Annotated in this window: 14 protein-coding genes; 4 read left to right on the forward strand and 10 right to left on the reverse strand. The window is 60.6% G+C overall.

Features of this window, described 5'->3' with window-relative positions; translation table 11 throughout:
* The first annotated feature begins 11 nt into the window (after positions 1-11).
* Together tpiA and secG are read left to right on the forward strand one after the other, a co-directional pair.
* On the forward strand, positions 12-791 hold the full coding sequence (tpiA, locus tag HMPREF2781_RS00510) for a triose-phosphate isomerase (protein ID WP_070643467.1): 780 nt from the start codon (positions 12-14) through the stop codon (positions 789-791).
* Between the two features lie 183 nt (positions 792-974).
* Positions 975-1,211 (forward strand): preprotein translocase subunit SecG, encoded by a 237-nt coding sequence (gene secG / locus HMPREF2781_RS00515; protein ID WP_070643470.1) that lies wholly within the window; start codon positions 975-977, stop codon positions 1,209-1,211.
* Between the two features lie 115 nt (positions 1,212-1,326).
* Here the strand turns inward: secG and pgl are convergent, their stop codons facing one another.
* The 5 genes from pgl to tkt form a co-directional block, all read right to left on the reverse strand.
* The gene (pgl, locus tag HMPREF2781_RS00520; RefSeq protein WP_070643473.1) at positions 1,327-2,088 is read right to left on the reverse strand and encodes a 6-phosphogluconolactonase; all 762 of its coding nucleotides are present in this window, start codon (positions 2,086-2,088) and stop codon (positions 1,327-1,329) included.
* Positions 2,089-2,144: 56 nt separating this feature from the next.
* On the reverse strand, positions 2,145-3,077 hold the full coding sequence (locus HMPREF2781_RS00525; protein WP_070643476.1) for a glucose-6-phosphate dehydrogenase assembly protein OpcA: 933 nt from the start codon (positions 3,075-3,077) through the stop codon (positions 2,145-2,147).
* A 22-nt stretch (positions 3,078-3,099) separates the two neighbouring features.
* Positions 3,100-4,632 (reverse strand): glucose-6-phosphate dehydrogenase, encoded by a 1,533-nt coding sequence (zwf, locus tag HMPREF2781_RS00530; RefSeq protein ID WP_070643478.1) that lies wholly within the window; start codon positions 4,630-4,632, stop codon positions 3,100-3,102.
* Positions 4,633-4,761: 129 nt separating this feature from the next.
* Positions 4,762-5,850 carry a transaldolase gene (gene tal, locus HMPREF2781_RS00535; protein ID WP_070643481.1) on the reverse strand — a complete coding sequence of 363 codons (1,089 nt, stop codon included), beginning with the start codon at positions 5,848-5,850 and terminating at the stop codon, positions 4,762-4,764.
* 44 nt (positions 5,851-5,894) lie between these two features.
* Positions 5,895-7,970 carry a transketolase gene (gene tkt / locus HMPREF2781_RS00540; RefSeq protein ID WP_210385986.1) on the reverse strand — a complete coding sequence of 692 codons (2,076 nt, stop codon included), beginning with the start codon at positions 7,968-7,970 and terminating at the stop codon, positions 5,895-5,897.
* Between the two features lie 325 nt (positions 7,971-8,295).
* Between tkt and HMPREF2781_RS00545 the strand changes: the two genes are divergently transcribed.
* Positions 8,296-9,240 (forward strand): heme o synthase, encoded by a 945-nt coding sequence (locus HMPREF2781_RS00545; protein WP_010186753.1) that lies wholly within the window; start codon positions 8,296-8,298, stop codon positions 9,238-9,240.
* Positions 9,241-9,311: 71 nt separating this feature from the next.
* Here the strand turns inward: HMPREF2781_RS00545 and HMPREF2781_RS00550 are convergent, their stop codons facing one another.
* From HMPREF2781_RS00550 to mptB, 5 genes are all read right to left on the reverse strand, one after another.
* Positions 9,312-10,280, reverse strand: coding sequence for a quinone oxidoreductase family protein (locus HMPREF2781_RS00550; RefSeq protein ID WP_070444867.1), 969 nt, complete (start codon positions 10,278-10,280; stop codon positions 9,312-9,314).
* Positions 10,281-10,397: 117 nt separating this feature from the next.
* On the reverse strand, positions 10,398-11,408 hold the full coding sequence (locus HMPREF2781_RS00555) for a COX15/CtaA family protein (protein WP_070643488.1): 1,011 nt from the start codon (positions 11,406-11,408) through the stop codon (positions 10,398-10,400).
* 82 nt (positions 11,409-11,490) lie between these two features.
* On the reverse strand, positions 11,491-12,252 hold the full coding sequence (locus tag HMPREF2781_RS00560; protein WP_070643491.1) for an ABC transporter permease: 762 nt from the start codon (positions 12,250-12,252) through the stop codon (positions 11,491-11,493).
* 59 nt (positions 12,253-12,311) lie between these two features.
* Positions 12,312-13,226, reverse strand: coding sequence for an ABC transporter ATP-binding protein (locus tag HMPREF2781_RS00565; protein ID WP_070643492.1), 915 nt, complete (start codon positions 13,224-13,226; stop codon positions 12,312-12,314).
* 6 nt (positions 13,227-13,232) lie between these two features.
* Complete coding sequence (gene mptB / locus HMPREF2781_RS00570) at positions 13,233-14,999, reverse strand: polyprenol phosphomannose-dependent alpha 1,6 mannosyltransferase MptB (protein WP_070643495.1); 1,767 nt, start codon at positions 14,997-14,999, stop codon at positions 13,233-13,235.
* Positions 15,000-15,137: 138 nt separating this feature from the next.
* Here mptB and HMPREF2781_RS00575 point away from each other — a divergent pair, with 138 nt between their 5' ends.
* Positions 15,138-15,848, forward strand: a complete 711-nt coding sequence (locus tag HMPREF2781_RS00575; RefSeq protein ID WP_070444851.1) for a helix-turn-helix transcriptional regulator — start codon at positions 15,138-15,140, stop codon at positions 15,846-15,848.
* The last annotated feature ends 36 nt before the right edge of the window (positions 15,849-15,884 follow it).

Genomic DNA, 15,884 nt, shown 5'->3' on the forward strand with positions numbered 1-15,884 from the left:
AAAGGCTAATCATGGCACGTACCCCGCTTATCGCAGGTAACTGGAAGATGAACCTCGACCACAAGGAAGCTATTGGTTCCTTGCAGAAGTTCGCATTCTCTCTGCCGAAGGAATACTACGAGAAGGTTGACGTGGCGTTCATGGTCCCGTTCACCGACATCCGCACTGTGCAAACGCTGGTCGACGGCGACGACTTGCAGTTCACCTACGGCGCACAGGACATCTCCAAGCATGAGTCCGGCGCATACACCGGTGAGGTGTCCGGCAAAATGCTCTCCGCCCTGGGATGCTCCTGGGCAGTCGTTGGCCACTCCGAGCGCCGTCAGTACCACGGTGAGACCGACCAGCTGGTTGCTGAGAAGGCCGCTGCAGCTCTGACTAACGGCATCAGCCCTATTGTCTGCGTGGGCGAGCCGCTCAACGTGCGCGAGGCAGGCACCCACGTGGATTACGTGGTCACCCAAACCCGCAACTCCCTGCAAGGCCTTTCTGGCGAGGACCTCTCCAAGACCGTCATCGCGTATGAACCGGTCTGGGCAATCGGTACTGGTAAGGTTGCTTCCGCTGAGGACGCGCAGGAAGTGTGCGCCGCTATTCGCGAGCTCGTCCGTGAACTGGGCGGCGATGAGGTGGCCGAGGGGATCCGCATTCTCTACGGTGGCTCCGTCAAGGTGGATTCCATCGCGGAGATCGTAGGCAAGCCGGACGTCGACGGCGGCCTGGTTGGCGGTGCTTCTCTCAAGGGCGAGGAGTTTGCCAAGCTGGCGGCTAACGCTGCCCAGGGTGCATAGCCCTCATACCAGCTAGCATAACGCTCATGAGCCGTGGCGGGTCGGAATGGTATCTGGCCCGCCACGTGGTGTATTATCGGAGATTATTGCGCCCGCTCTTGGCGCCCTCTTCTCCGTGGGCTGACGGCATAGGCTGTCACCACCACATAAAATGAACGAACGCGTAAAACAAGGAACTATTTCATGATCTTGGCACTGGAAATCATCCTCGTGATTGCCGCAATCCTGATGTCTGTCTTCGTGCTGCTGCACAAAGGTAAGGGCGGCGGTCTTTCCAGTCTCTTTGGTGGCGGTGTGCAGTCCAACTTGTCTGGTTCCACCGTGGTTGAAAAGAACCTCGACCGTTATACCGTGGTCATGGTGGTCATCTGGCTCGCTTGCATCGTAGCCCTAAACCTGCTGCAGGCATATAGCAGCTAAAACCGCCAGCTGGTCTACGGCCACAACAACGCAGAACGCCGCGTGCTTCCTCTCATGGAGGAGGGAACGCGGCGTTCTTTTTTCCTAGGCTTCAAGCGACCGGGGAACCGTGGCGCTAAAGCTGCTGTGCGGCGTCTTCACTTACGAAAAGTAGAGTCTCTTCGGTGCCCCGCGCACCTGCGGCAGGCCAATCCTCAGCCGCGGCCCCGGCTACGAGATGGGACGCAGCTTCGGCCTTCTCCTCACCGGAGACAAGGAACCAAATACGTTGAGAGCGATTGATAGCGGGGTAGGTCAGCGTGACACGCTCCGACGGGGGCTTAGGGGAATCATGGACAGCAAATGCATAGTCCGTATCCTCATAGACTGCCTCCGAGCGCGGGAAAAGAGAGTTGATGTGGCCCTCATGTCCCATGCCCAAGAGGTGAATGTCGAAGCCCTCCGGCGCAAAATCACGAATCTCGCCTTCATAGGCTTGGGCGGCGTGCTCCATGGATACCGCACCCAAGTCATAACCATGAATGTGCGGTTCTGGAATACCGACCTTGCTGAGAAGAGCCTCGCGAGCTTGTCCCTCGTTGGAATCCGAATCGCTGACCGGAACATTGCGCTCATCCCCGAAGAAGACATGGACCCGCGTCCAGTCCACGGCCAATGCGGGATAGTCGCCGCCTTGCTGCTCGGCAGCTTCGTGGAGGCGCGCCAATTCGCGGAGGACACCGATTCCAGCACCACCACCGGTGAGGACTACGCGTGCTACTCCGTCCTTGTGCAGGCCACCGCCCGGGGCTTGAATCGCTGCAATCGTTTCAATAAAGGCGAGTGCGGCGGAGGATATGAGCTCGTCGATGTCGCTAACGCGGCGAAGCGTGACCATGGTGAAGAAAGATCCTTCTGAATGATGGGACTGGGGAAACGATGGAATAGTTACGCCTACACACTGTAGTGCACGCGCGCTAAGGCGCGGAGAGCATGGGCGTATGTCCTATCCGAATCAAGGTGGCGCAGCTCTTCCGAGAGCACCTCCGCTTCGGAACGCACAGCGAGGCTCACGAGCGATTCTGGGGAACCGGGGACGCTGACCTTAACCGTCGTGGCGTCGACGGCCATGACAGTGATATCCGCGGTGGGGCGCCGGAAGACTAAGGAGGTAATCGGGAAGGCGCCTGCCTCGCATTCCGAGATTCTACGGGTGACGGGGACGGAAAGGGCGTCGAGCAGCCAGCCGGCCGCAAAATCGACGGCGGCATGGTGCTCGGCTCCGGAAATCTCCACCGAATTGACAGGCTCGTGTGGATGGCGGTCAAGAGCAGAGGCGATGATGCCACGCCACAGGGTAATGGCGCCCCAGGACATATCGGAATCACCCGGCTTATAGCCGGAGGACAGCACGTGAAGGTCGTATTGATCAACACCGCTGCCGAAAGCCACGTTAGTGATGCGGCGTTGGGCTAGAGCACCGATGGGTACGGCTGCGGGCGCAGGCGGGCAGGCAGTAGGCCACCAAGCAACGATCGGTGTATCCGGAAGAAGAAGGGGAGTAACCACTGCTTCTGCTTGGTCGGCGAGGGCGCCATGGAGGTGCATAACGACGATTTCCGAGGCACCAGCCTCGCCGCCGACGCGCAGCTCAGCATCGAGGCGGGTTTCCTCTTCGAGGGAGCCCGTGGCGATGACGATGACGCGGGAGGGGTGCTCGTGGGAGGCATCGCGTACTGAAGTGAGCAGGTTGTCAAGGTCATCGCCTTCTTCCGTCATAACGATGAGCGTAAGCACGCGGCCGGTCGTGAGCGTGTAATGCTCCTGCATCTCCACGAGCTTTTTAGAGATTTTGCGCGTGGTCGTATCTGGCAAGGGGATAATCATAAAGCCATTCCTCCTAGGGGCCCTACGGACGGCGCCAGGAATGACCCCGGCGGCGCAGCATTCTATCGGCAGACTCCGGCCCCCATGTGCCAGCGCGGTACTGCTCTGGCTGACCGATGTTGGACCAGTATTCAATGATGGGGTCGAGGATGGACCAGGACAGCTCCACTTCCTCGTTGGTGGGGAAGAGGGAGGACTCGTCTAAGAGGGCGTCGAGAATCAGGCGCTCGTAGGCTTCCGGTGATTCCTCGGTGAAGGCCTCGGCGTAGGCGAAGTCCATGTTGACGTCGCGCACCTCCATGGTGGAGCCGGGAACTTTGGATCCGAAGCGCATGGTGACGCCTTCATCTGGCTGGACGCGGATCACCACGGCATTCTGGCCCAGTGAATCAGCTTGACCTTGGTCAAAAGGCTGGTGTGGGGCGGTCTTAAAGACGAGTGCAATCTCCGTCACGCGGCGGCCGAGGCGCTTGCCGGTGCGCAGGTAGAAAGGAACGCCCGCCCAGCGACGGGAATTGACCTCAAGGGTGCAGGCTGCATAGGTTTCCGTCGTGGATTCGGGATCGAAGCCTTCTTCTTCCCGGAGGCCATTAACATACTCTGAGCCCTGCCAGCCAGCGGAGTACTGGCCGCGGGCTGTGGTCTTGTTAAGCGGGTGCACCGCGTTGGTGGCACGCAGCACCTTGATCTTTTCGGCTTGGAGCGCCTCAGGGGCAAAGGAGGAAGGCTCCTCCATGGCGACGAGGGCTAGCAGCTGCAGGAGATGGTTTTGGATGACATCGCGGGCAGCGCCGATGCCGTCATAGTAGCCAGCACGGCCTCCGAGCCCGATGTCTTCGGCCATGGTGATTTGCACATGGTCGATATAGTGCGCATTCCACATGGGTTCGAAGATCTGGTTGGCAAAGCGCAAAGCCATGATGTTCTGCACCGTTTCTTTACCCAGGTAGTGGTCGATGCGGAAGACCGAGGACTCTGGGAAAACGGCGTTGACAATCTCGTTGAGCTGGCGTGCGGAATTCTGATCGTGGCCGAAAGGTTTCTCAATGATGACGCGGCGCCAGGAATTATCCGTGCTATCTGCCATGCCGACGCGCTCCAACTGATGGCAAATATCGGAGAAGAACTCCGGGGGCACGGAAAGGTAGTAGGCCCAGTTACCGCCCGTGCCGCGGGAAGCGTTGAGCTCAGCGAGTCGGGCAGACAGCTTGTCAAAGCCTTCGTCATCGAAGCTGCCGTGTACAAACTCGATTCCCTTGGCGAGGTGCTCCCACACATGCTCACTGAAAGTGGTTCGTGCTCCTGCCTCGGCGGCTTCGCGTACGTAGTCGCAGAAGGCCTGTTTATCCCAGTCGCGGCGGCCGTAGCCGACCAAAGTGAAGCCTGCCGGAAGCAATCCGCGATTGGCCAGGTCATAGATTGCAGGCAGGAGCTTCTTGCGCGCCAAGTCACCCGTGACGCCAAAAATCACCATGCCAGAGGGGCCGGCGATGCGTGGCAGGCGCTTGTCCTTCGCGTTGCGCAACGGGTTGACCCACGCGCTGGTAGTGCTCACTAAGTGTCCTTTCGGTCTGTGTGAGTTAAGTCCAACTGCTCAGCATAGCGACCCGCGCCGCGTAGGCCATAGTTGCGTGGCCATAGACGGTGCGTGAGTCGCTGTTGAGCAATCACTGTTCGCCGTTGTCTAAGCGAGGCGGTCCGTCATTGAAGCAAGCAAAGCTTCCCATGCATCGACGAACTTGTCGACGCCCTCCTTCTCCAGCACTGCGAAGACATCCGCGAAGTCAATGCCAACTGCCTCCAGCTGTGACCACACCCGCTCTGCCTGCTCCGCAGAGCCACTGAGAGTATCGCCGTGCAGGTTGCCCTGCTCGAGTACGGCATCGATGGTCTTCTCCGGCATCGTGTTAACGGTATCCGGTCCAGCTAGCTCAGAAACATAGAGTGTGGCAGGGTAGTCGGGGTTCTTAACTCCCGTCGACGCCCACAGGGGGCGTTGCGGGTTAGCGCCAGTTGGAAGGTCTTCGCCGCCCGCCGTGAACTCCTTGCGGAACAGGGCGTAGGCCCGCTGAGCGTTAGCCACGCCAGCTTTTCCGCGCAAGGCAAGAGCCTCGTCAGCGCCGTTCAATTCCAAGCGCTTGTCTACTTCGGTATCCAAACGGGAGACAAAGAAGGATGCTACGGAGTGAATCCTGGAAACGTCCTTGCCCGCCGCAGCCGCGCGCTTGATTCCCTCCTTATAAGCAGCAATGACCTGGGCGTAGCGTTCGACGGAGAAGATAAGGGTGACATTGACGGAGATGCCCTCGGCGAGGGCGTCGGAGATAGCAGGAAGGGAGCCATCGGTAGCTGGGATCTTGATCATGAGGTTGGGGCGCTCAACCTTCGCCCACAGCTCACGTGCCTGCTCCAGGGTTGCTTCCGCATCTGCGGAGATGCGGGGATCTACCTCGATGGAGACGCGGCCATCCCGGCCACCCGACTTCTCGTAGATCTCGGTAAAGACGTCGCACGCGTTACGGACATCGTCGATAGCCAGTGCGTACACAGCTTCGTCCGCGTTAGCGGACTTTTCCTTCAGTGCTGCGATATCGGAATCATAGGAGGTGCCGGATGACATTGCGGCAGCAAAGATCGCGGGGTTCGTGGTGACACCCACGATGGACTTAGTGTCCAAGAGCTCACGGAGGTTGCCGGAGTCTAGGCGTTCGCGGGAAAGATCATCGAGCCAGGTTGACGTCCCGAGGTGAGCCAGATTATCAATATGCGTCATGGTGTGGTGTAGGTCCTTTCGTGAGGGGAACTCGGAACGGGAGACTAGTCTGCCTGCGCCGCGCTCAGTGCTTCGCGCGCGGCATCAGCAACGGCCTCGGCGGTGAAACCGAAGTTCTCAAAGAGCTCTGCGGCAGGTGCAGAGGCACCAAAGTGCTCCAGAGACACGGTGCGGCCGAAGGAACCGGTGTACTTGTGCCACGGCATAGAGATACCAGCTTCGACGGAGACGCGCGCGCGGACCGAGGAGGGAAGGACGGATTCGCGGTAGGAAGCATCCTGCTCATCGAACCACTCCAGGCACGGTGCGGAAACGACCCGGGTGGCAGTACCTTCAGCCTCGAGCTGCTTGGCGGCTTCCACAGCGAGCTGCACCTCGGAGCCGGTGGCAAGGAGGATGACATCTGGAGTTTCCTTCGATGCCTCAACAAGGATGTAGGCGCCGCGGCGGACGCCTTCGGCCGCCTTTTCCTTGGTGCCCTCAAGCACTGGAAGATTCTGGCGGGACAGCGCTAGGCCCTTCGGCGCGGCCTTGTACTCGAGTGCTGCCGCCCACGCCTGGGCCGTCTCGTTAGCATCGGCCGGGCGGATGACGGAAAGGTTGGGGATGGCGCGCAGGGCAGCGAGCGTTTCCACCGGCTGGTGGGTGGGGCCGTCTTCGCCCAAGCCAATGGAATCGTGAGTCCACACGTAGTAGGTATCGGTGGACATGAGCGCACCGAGGCGCACGGCGGGGTACTGGTACTCAGAGAAGATAAGGAAGGTACCGCCATAGACGCGGGTATTGCCGTGCAACGCAATGCCGTTCATGATGGCGGACATGGCGTGTTCACGAATACCGAAGTGGAGGTTGCGGCCATAAGGTGTGGCAGTCCAGGCATCCGTAGTGATGGACTCGGGGCCAAAGGACTCCGCGCCCTTGATCACCGTGTTATTGGAGCCTGCCAGGTCGGCGGAACCGCCCCACATCTCCGGCAGGGAGGCCGCAAGTGTTTGAATGGCGGCTTCAGAAGCCTTTCTGGTAGCCAGAGACTCGCCCGCTTCCCACGTGGGAAGCTCGGCGGCGAAGTCAGCAGGAAGTTCGCGTGCCTGGAGGCGGTCGAAGAGCTTCTTCTCTTCCGGGTTGGCTGCGGCCCACGCGTCGAATTTCTCCTGCCACTCAGCATGTTTCTGTGCACCGCGGGCAGCCAGCTCGCGGGTATGAGCGAGAACTTTCTCGTCGATGTGGAAGGACTGCGCAGGATCGAAGCCGAGGACTTCCTTGGTCGCGGCCACCTCGTCTTCACCGAGGGCGGCGCCGTGGACGCCACCGGTGTTCATCTTGTTCGGTGCTGGGTAACCGATGACCGTCTTTACACGGATGAAGGAAGGGCGGGAGGTTTCGGCGCGGGCAGCAGCAGCGGCCGCTTCGATGGCTTCGACGTCCTCACCGGACTCCACGGTCTGCACGTGCCAGCCATAAGCCTCGTAGCGCTTGGCGACGTCCTCGTTGAAGGCAATGTTGGTGTCATCCTCGATGGAGATGCGGTTGTCATCCCAGAAGACGATAAGGTTGCCCAGCTTCTGAGTACCTGCCAAGGAGGAGGCCTCAGCAGTCACGCCCTCCTGCAGGTCACCGTCAGAGGCGATGACATAGACATAGTGATCGAAAGGAGATTCGCCAGCCGGGGCGGAAGCGTCGAACAATCCACGCTCCTTGCGCGCGGCCATGGCCATACCAACCGCGGAAGCCAGGCCCTGGCCCAGCGGGCCGGTGGTGATTTCTACGCCGTCGGTGTGGTGAACCTCCGGGTGGCCGGGAGTCTTAGAACCCCACGTGCGCAAAGACTTGAGATCCTCCATCTCGAGGCCGAAGCCGCCGAGGAAGAGCTGGATATACTGCGTCAGAGAAGAGTGCCCCACTGAGAGGACAAAGCGGTCGCGCCCCGCCCAGTGAACATCGGCTGGGTCATGGTTGAGCACGCGCTGGTAGAGCGTGTAGGCCAGAGGCGCCAAGGACATGGCGGTACCGGGGTGGCCGGAGCCGCAGTTCTGAACGGCATCGGCAGCGAGCACGCGGACGGTATCCACGGCGCGGGTGTCGAGGTCACTCCAGTCCGAAGGATAACGGCGCTGAACCATAGCCTGCAGTTCCGGGGACAACTTTTCGTGCGACACGGCGAAAACCTCACTTCGCTTCTGGAAACAGATATACCGTTAATCAGTGTAAAGGTTTTTCGATCTTCGGCGGGGGATTATATAAACCAGGTTTCGGGCGGTAGTCTGGCATGGTTGACGCCGTTGCTCCCCGCTTTCGGATCTGGCTGGCGAGTGCTTCGAAGAGGAAACCTCGACCGTGCCACACAGCTCTCGGGATATCTCGGGAACTTTTTAGCGCGAGCAGACGACCACTACTTCAGACCTATAAGCCATACACCCACGTGCCGGATATACGGAGGACTATTCCTTGGAGACCATCAAGGCCTATTTTGCGCTAACGAAACCGAGGATCATTGAACTCCTCCTCGTGGCAGCAATCCCGGCTATGCTCCAGGCCCAGCGTGGATTCGAGGCGGTGTCCTCAAACTTCTGGCTCATCGTATCCACCATCTTTGGCGGATGGATGGGTGCCGCTGCGGCCCACACGTTCAACAACGTCGTGGACTATGAGATTGACCAGAAGATGCAGCGCACTCGTGCTCGGCCGCTGGTGCGCAAGACTATTTCGCGTCGCAATGCCGCCATTTTTGCTTGGGTCATGCTCGCACTATCCGTCTTCTGGCTGGGCGTGCTGGCGCATTCCTGGCTGGCGGCGTTCTTCGTGCTGCTGACTAACTTCTTCTATGTCATCGTCTACACGAAGTTCCTTAAGATGCGAAACTCCCAGAACATTGTCTGGGGTGGCCTAGCAGGCTGTATGCCCGCCATGGTGGGCTGGGCGGTGATCCGGGATAACGCACCGGCGGGGGAGCCTGACCGTTGGTGGCAAGCCGTAGTCTTGTTCCTCATCATCTTCTTCTGGACCCCGCCTCATACGTGGGCGCTGGCGATGAAATACAAGGAGGACTACCGCAAGGCCGGGGTGCCGATGCTGCCCGTCGTTGCCGGGGAGGTGGAAGTTACCCGCCAGATTGTGTGGTACACCATCGGCACGGTTATCGTGACCTTCCTTATTATCCCGGCAGCCTCCTGGATCTACTTGGTGGCCGCGGTGGCCTCCGGTGCGGTCTTCTTATGGATGGCAATCCGCCTCCACCAAGGCGTGAAGAAGGGCGCAAAGGTCAAGCCCATGCGCCTATTCATCTACTCCAATAACTATCTCTCAGTCCTCTTCATTGGGCTGTCTATCGACGCCGTCGTGGGCTGGGAACCCATCGGTCGCATGCTGGGCTGGTCGGCCGCCCTCTTCTAACGAGGCGGCCTGCCAACCAGATCAGCGAACCTCCAATTATCTCGAACTAGTCCAGGGAGCTACTCCTTGGACTAGTCTTCTCTTACGCGCAGAACGATGGAGCCGGTGGTTTTGCGCTCTTGGAGGTCGCGGTGGGCCTGAGCGGCTTCGGCGAGCGGATATTCCGCCGAGATGCGGAAGTCGAGGTCGCCATCGATGACCGCCTGCACCACTGCCTGGGCGCGCATCTGGAACTCGCCTTCCTGGGAGGTCCAAGCACCGAGCGAGGGGCGGGTGAGGAAGATGGAGCCGTGCTTGTTCAGCAGCTGCGGGTCCATCGGCGGGACGGGGCCCGACGCGGCGCCGAAGAGCGCTACCGTGCCGCGCGGCCGCACAACCTCAAGGGATTCACCGAAGGTGGCTTTGCCGACGCCATCGTAGACCACGTCGACGCCGCGCCCGCCATTGTGACGACGTACCTGCTCTGCCAAGCCACTGCTGTAGCGGAACACGTGGTCTGCACCCGCGCCGTAGGCCAGCTCTTCCTTCTCATCGGTGGAAACCACGGAATAGACGGTGGCGCCCAGGGCCTTGGCCATCTGGGTGAGGATTAAGCCCACGCCGCCCGCACCGGCGGTAATGAGGCAGGACGCACCTTCCCCCAGCTGATAGACACCGTGGGTGAGGTAGTGCGCCGTCATGCCCTGGAGGAGCATGGAACCTGCGACGGCGGAAGGAATCTCGTCGGGGACGGCCACCACGCGGTCGCGCGGCACGCAGACTTGCTCCGCATAGGAGCCGAAAGCGTGATCCCAGGCCACCATCGTGCCCGGGGCGATTTCCCCCTGGGGGTCGTGCACAACGCGTCCGGTTCCCTCGAGTCCGATGATGAACGGCACGGAGGCGTTGTAGATGCCTTCGCGGTAGTAGGTGTCGATGTAGTTGACACCGGCCACGGAGACGTCGACAAGCAGCTGCTCCTTCGTCGGCGTGGGGGATTCTACCTCGGCGTAGGTGAGGACCTCGGGCCCTCCGGTCGTGGTCACCTGAATAGCATGCATGGTGTCTAGGCTAAACGAAGCCGAGGGCTCCGCGCAGCAAAAAGCGCCGCCATCCTCACTTCCTGATGAGAACGGCGGCGCTTCGAGTACCTGTTTTACCGGCTCCGTTGGCTCTGCTTAGCTGTGGGCGGCGGGGACGTTCTCGCCACCGCGCTGGGAGGTGCTGGCAGTTGTGCCATCCTCGTTGCCGACGCGGCGCAAGCCATGCGCCCACAGCAAGGCGGTGAAGGCCGTGACCACTGAGGACATGCCCACGTGGAAGGGAACGGTCCAGCGGGGGATGTGGAGGTAGAACTGGGTGACACCGATAGCCCACTGTATGACGATGCAGGCAATGAGCACCCAGCCGGCCTTCTTCGCCACCTTGGGAGCGCCGGTGCGGTGCAAGAGGAAGACCACGATGAGCGTCAGCGCTAAGTAGACGTACATGCAGACCGCGTGAATGATGGCCATGCCATAGGTGTCCACGCCGAGGCGGCCCTCCATGCCCACACCGGCATCACCGGAGTGGGTACCCGAGCCAGTGACAAAGGTGCCCGTCAGCAGAACGATGGACAGGGCCACAGTGGCCACCACCGCGAGGGTGCGCACCGCGGCGGGGAAGAGGCGAGTGGGAGTGCCGTCATCGGGTTCATTAATGCGGGAGAACAGCATGGCCGCGATCCACACCAAGACCATCGACGGGAGGAAATGCACAGCCACACTCCACCAAGAAAGCTTCAGCACGACCGACAGAGCGCCAATGAGTGCCTGCACCACGATGCCGGCGAGCCCCGCCCAGGCATAGACCTTGAGCTCCTTGCGGCGCTGCGCCTTGTGAACGACCACGATGCTGGCGATGGCAGCCGCCGCGACAACGAAGGTCAGCAGGCGGTTTCCAAACTCAATGGCTTGGTGGAGCATGGGGGCCGCACCCTCAATGGGCACCAAGGAACCGGGGTGGCAGTTGGGCCAGGTAACGCAACCAAGGCCGGAGCCGGTGACGCGCACGATGGAGCCCGATACCGTAATGCCGCCCTGACAGAACAGAAGGATGAGGGCGATAATGCGCTGCATCTTCAGCGACGGGCCAGAGGCCACGCCGGCAGGCGCGAGGGGACGTTGAGAAGAAACATTTGCGGTACTCACGGCTATTCAGCCTACCGCTCGGCCCTGCCCCGGAACCAATATCGACGGGTGGGTCACACCACGCAAGGGAGAAGAATCACTTTTAGCCCTCGAAGCGGAACCAACGCACCGCGGCAAACGACGCCACTGCTGCCCACACCACGAGGACCACGAGCTCAATGCCCGGGAAGGAACCGTTGAGGGCGGTATCGAGACCAGCAGCCATGGCCACCGTGGGTACCAGCGTGAGCACCCCGTTGTCGCCGAGACCCTGGGAAAACATCGCCCACCCGACGGCCCCGAGAAGGAGAAACCAAATCAGGTTGGCCACTGCCAGGACTACCTCAGAGCTAAAGGTTCCGCCCAGCAGCAGGCCCAAGGCTGTAAACGTGGACACTCCTAACGCCAAGGTCAGCACGCCGATGGCAGCGCCCCCAGCAGAAACTCGCAAGCCGAGGATAGCTGCGACAGTGCCGAGCACAAGGACCTGGAGCACCACCATGGAGAGCACGCCGAGAATCTTTCCCACCACGATGGCCCAGGCAGGAACGCCCGATGCGCCGGTGCGCTTCAGTGCACCATAGCGACGGTCGAAGGCCAAGGAGATGGCCTGACCTGTGAAACCGGAGGAGGTCGCTGCAACGGCCAGCACCATGGGGAAAACCTCATCCACACCATGCCCGGTAGTGTCCTTCAGCTTCGCGGCGCCGATCAGGATAGCGAGCGGGATAATGATGCTCAGTAACTGTTGCTCGCCGTGCCGCAGCATCAGTTTGGATTCGATAGCCCCTTGGGCACGCGCCATGGCCGCTACGCCGACGCGCTGCGGGTGCGGGCTAAAAGTGCCGGGTGCGAAGGTGCTCATGGAGCGTCTCCTTGATCAAAGAAAGTGGTGAAAAACAGTAGAGGAAATCAGCAGCGGTTCTAGCTGCGCATCTCGCGACCGGTGAGGTCCAAGAAGACCTCTTCGAGGTTGCGGTGCGAGGTATGCAGGTTGCGGAGGACAACGTTTTGTGCGGCCAAACCCGTGGCGAGATCCGCGATAACGGCTGGGCTGACCGTAGAGGTGAGTCGGTAGTGCAAGGGGCGAAGGGCCTCGGCGGAGATCCCGACCTCACGCAAGGCCTCCAGATCCACCGGGGTTGCGGTATCAAAGTTCAGCTGCGGGATGTCGGTTGTCTCCGTGAGGGAAGCTGCGGTGCCGCTGGCGACGAGCCGGCCGTGGTCGATGATGACGACATGGTCGCTGAGCGCTTCCGCCTCGTCCATGAGATGAGTAGTCAAGATGACGGTGACGCCGTCGGCGCGCAAAGAGCGGATAAGGTCCCAGACGGCAAGACGCGATTGGGCATCCATGCCTGCGGTGGGCTCATCGAGGAAGACTAATTCGGGGCGACCAATGATGGCCAGAGCGAGAGAGAGACGTTGTTGTTGCCCACCGGACAAACGGCGGTAGCTATTCTTTGCCACCCCGCGCAGCCCGAGGGTATCCAGAAGCCACTCCGGGTCCAAAGGATTTTCGTTATAGGAGGCGCTGAGTTTCAGCATCTCCTTGACCTTGATGCCGGAGTAGGAGCCCCCACCTTGGAGCATGATGCCGATGCGGGAGCGCACTGCATCAGGGTTGCGAGCGGGGTCAAGGCCTAAGACTTCAATGTGGCCAGAAGTGGGCTTTTTGAAGCCTTCACACATCTCGATGGTGGTTGTCTTTCCGGCACCGTTAGGGCCCAGCAAACACAGGATCTCGCCATATTTGGCGTGGAAACTCAGCCCGTTAACTGCGTTGACGTCGCCATAGGTCTTAATGACGTTATCCAATACAAGAGCTGATGTAGTCACGGAGCCTTAGTTTAGGACACGGACGCCTGAGCGTCGCAATACAACCCACCCCGCAGCGGCGAGCGCGAGGAAGGTCACCAGGGCGGCGAGGTAGATGATGAATACCGTCCCGGGAGGAAGCCCGAGTCCGCGGGGCAGGACGATGAAGCTCATCAATCCGGAATAGATCATGACGGCCATGCGGAAAAAGCGGCGGTTAGCCCACGCGGCGAGCGGCAACACGGCCCACAGGATGTACCAGGGTTGGACAACGGGGAAAAACACCACGAGCACAAAGGTGGACACTCCCAGACCACCCACTGGGTGGATTGCGCCGCGGTAGGTGGCAAACAGCATGCGGATCATGAAACCGGCGGCGATAATGACGCCTACGGTACGGGTGACGCTGAGGATGGCTTCGGTGTGATCGCCTAAACCTAGCAGCATCCCCAGGGAGCCGGCGCCGACACCCACGGAGGTTGTCGCAGACAGCCAGGAACGGATAGTTGCTGCGCCGCCCTGACCGAAAATCCAACCTATGTCGATCCCCGTAATGACAGTGACAGCGGCGATGGACGCTGCGAGCACCAGCAATTGGGTCACGCCAGCGCCAAGCACCGCCCGGACTGGCGGGATGCCGAGCTTGTCGACGAGCCCGCGAGCCGCCGCCATGCCAACAAAGCCTAGGCCAATGAAGCCGGTGACCTTGACCATGCCCGCGCAAGAAATAAGGACACCCGAGGCTAGAAACAACCCCCACACTCGCCATCGGGCGTTGTGCTCGTCATTGACCGCCCGCAGGCCCAGCTCTACACCGACGAGAGCCAACCCCAACATGAAGGATTCATTGTGGATTCCGCCGACGAGGTGAAGGATGGTCAAGGGGTTAAGGATGCCCAGCCACAGCGCCGCCTCGGGGGATACACGGCATCGGGTAGCAAGCCGTGCACTGGCCCAGCCGGCAGCGATGATGCCGAAAAGAGAAAACACGCGGTGCAGCACCACACCCCAAATGATGGAATCGTTGGTCAGCCAGCTCACGACAGCTGCCAAGCCCAAGGCTACGGGGCCATAGGGGGAAGGGGAGTTTGCCCAAATGAAGGGGACGGACCGGGCAAGATCATTATCTGCGCCCAAAAGTTCCACGGGGCCCGCGGAATAGGGATCGAGCCCTTGAAGCACGATGGAGCCGTTGGCGAGATAAGAGTAGATGTCTTGGGTAAACAGCGGCGCGGTGACGAGCAAGGGGAGAACCCATCCCAACCATGTTCGCCACATCTGACTTTGCGTGACTACTCGCGGGGAGTGGCTAAACCGCGGATCTGCGCTAGGTGTTGAGCCTGTACTTGCGCTCGCCGAGTTCTTGCCCAAGCGCAGCGGTGCACCCACCAACGGGGCCATGCATACCCAGGCCGTCACCATGAATCCGACACCAATGAAGACAAGGGCGGATGCTGATTGCAGCATTCGCGTCATGAGCGAGCCAAAGGGCAATGACTCATAAGGGTTACCCACGACGGGCAGGGCACCGGCACCTAGGCCGCCAAGCGCAATGAGTAAGGCTCCAATGGTTCCGAGCCATCTCAGGCTAAAAAGTGTGCGCAGCTGGGCTATGGTGCGGCGGTGAACGTCGCCAAGCGCGGCGTGATCTGCATCTTCGGGGGAGTCGGGAAAATCCTGGTGAAGGAGCGCAGAGCGGGATCCCGGGACTCCCATGCGGGGGAGTTCATCGCGCACACCCCAGATGACTCGGTGCAATCGCCCCGATTGGGTGTAGCCGCGCTCCATATTCATGCCTGTTTACCTTAGTCGCTCGGTGGGGAGAAGCGACTAGGTGCCCGCGACACGAATGAAAGAGTGGAAATCGGGAATGAATTAAGGAACACTAGTGTTGTCTAAAGGGAGAGTGTTTCATTCAAGGAGGTGTACACCGTGACGAAGGAGTTGCCAAGGGAAACTCGCTCTACAGAGGGCGATACCCGCCGACACGTCATGCTGTTGCTTCTCAAGGACGGTCCGGTAACGGCGTCGTATTTGGGTGAACGTCTCGGTCTCTCTGCGGCCGGCATCCGTCGGCACTTAGACATTCTGGTGGAGGAAGGACTCACCGAGGTGGTGCACCGCCGCCCGCCAGCCCGTCCCGGGCAAACAGTAGGCCGCGGTCGCCCCGCCAAGCATTTCCGCCTTACGGATCAAGGGCGCGCCCAATTTGGTCACGCCTATGACCAGTTGGCGGCGGAAGCACTCACAGCGCTGCGAGAAGCGGGTGGTCCGGAAGCAGTCCGCCGCTTTGCCAAGGCGCGATTCGAACGCCTCGTAGAGGACGTGACACCTTTGGTACAGGATGAGGAATCTGTTCCGGAGGTGGCTCGTCAGCTAGCTGAGGTGCTCGATGCGCATGGCTACGCGGCCACGGTGACGTCGGTGGGCAACGGAGTACAGATTTGCCAGCACCACTGCCCGGTTGCCCACGTGGCCACCGAGCACCCGGAGTTGTGTGAAGCTGAACAGGAAGTCTTCTCCGCGCTATTAGGCAAACATGTGCAGCCCTTAGCCTCCATCGCGGATGGCCATGGAATCTGCACCACGAATATCCCCTTAACTCCCGTTCCACCAGCTTCGGCGGAGCGGGAAGAAAACTAATCGAACTAGAAAGGAGCGGGCTTTGACACAGGCACA

It is taken from the genome of Corynebacterium sp. HMSC062A03 (assembly GCF_001811145.1).
Lineage (GTDB): Bacteria > Actinomycetota > Actinomycetes > Mycobacteriales > Mycobacteriaceae > Corynebacterium > Corynebacterium aurimucosum.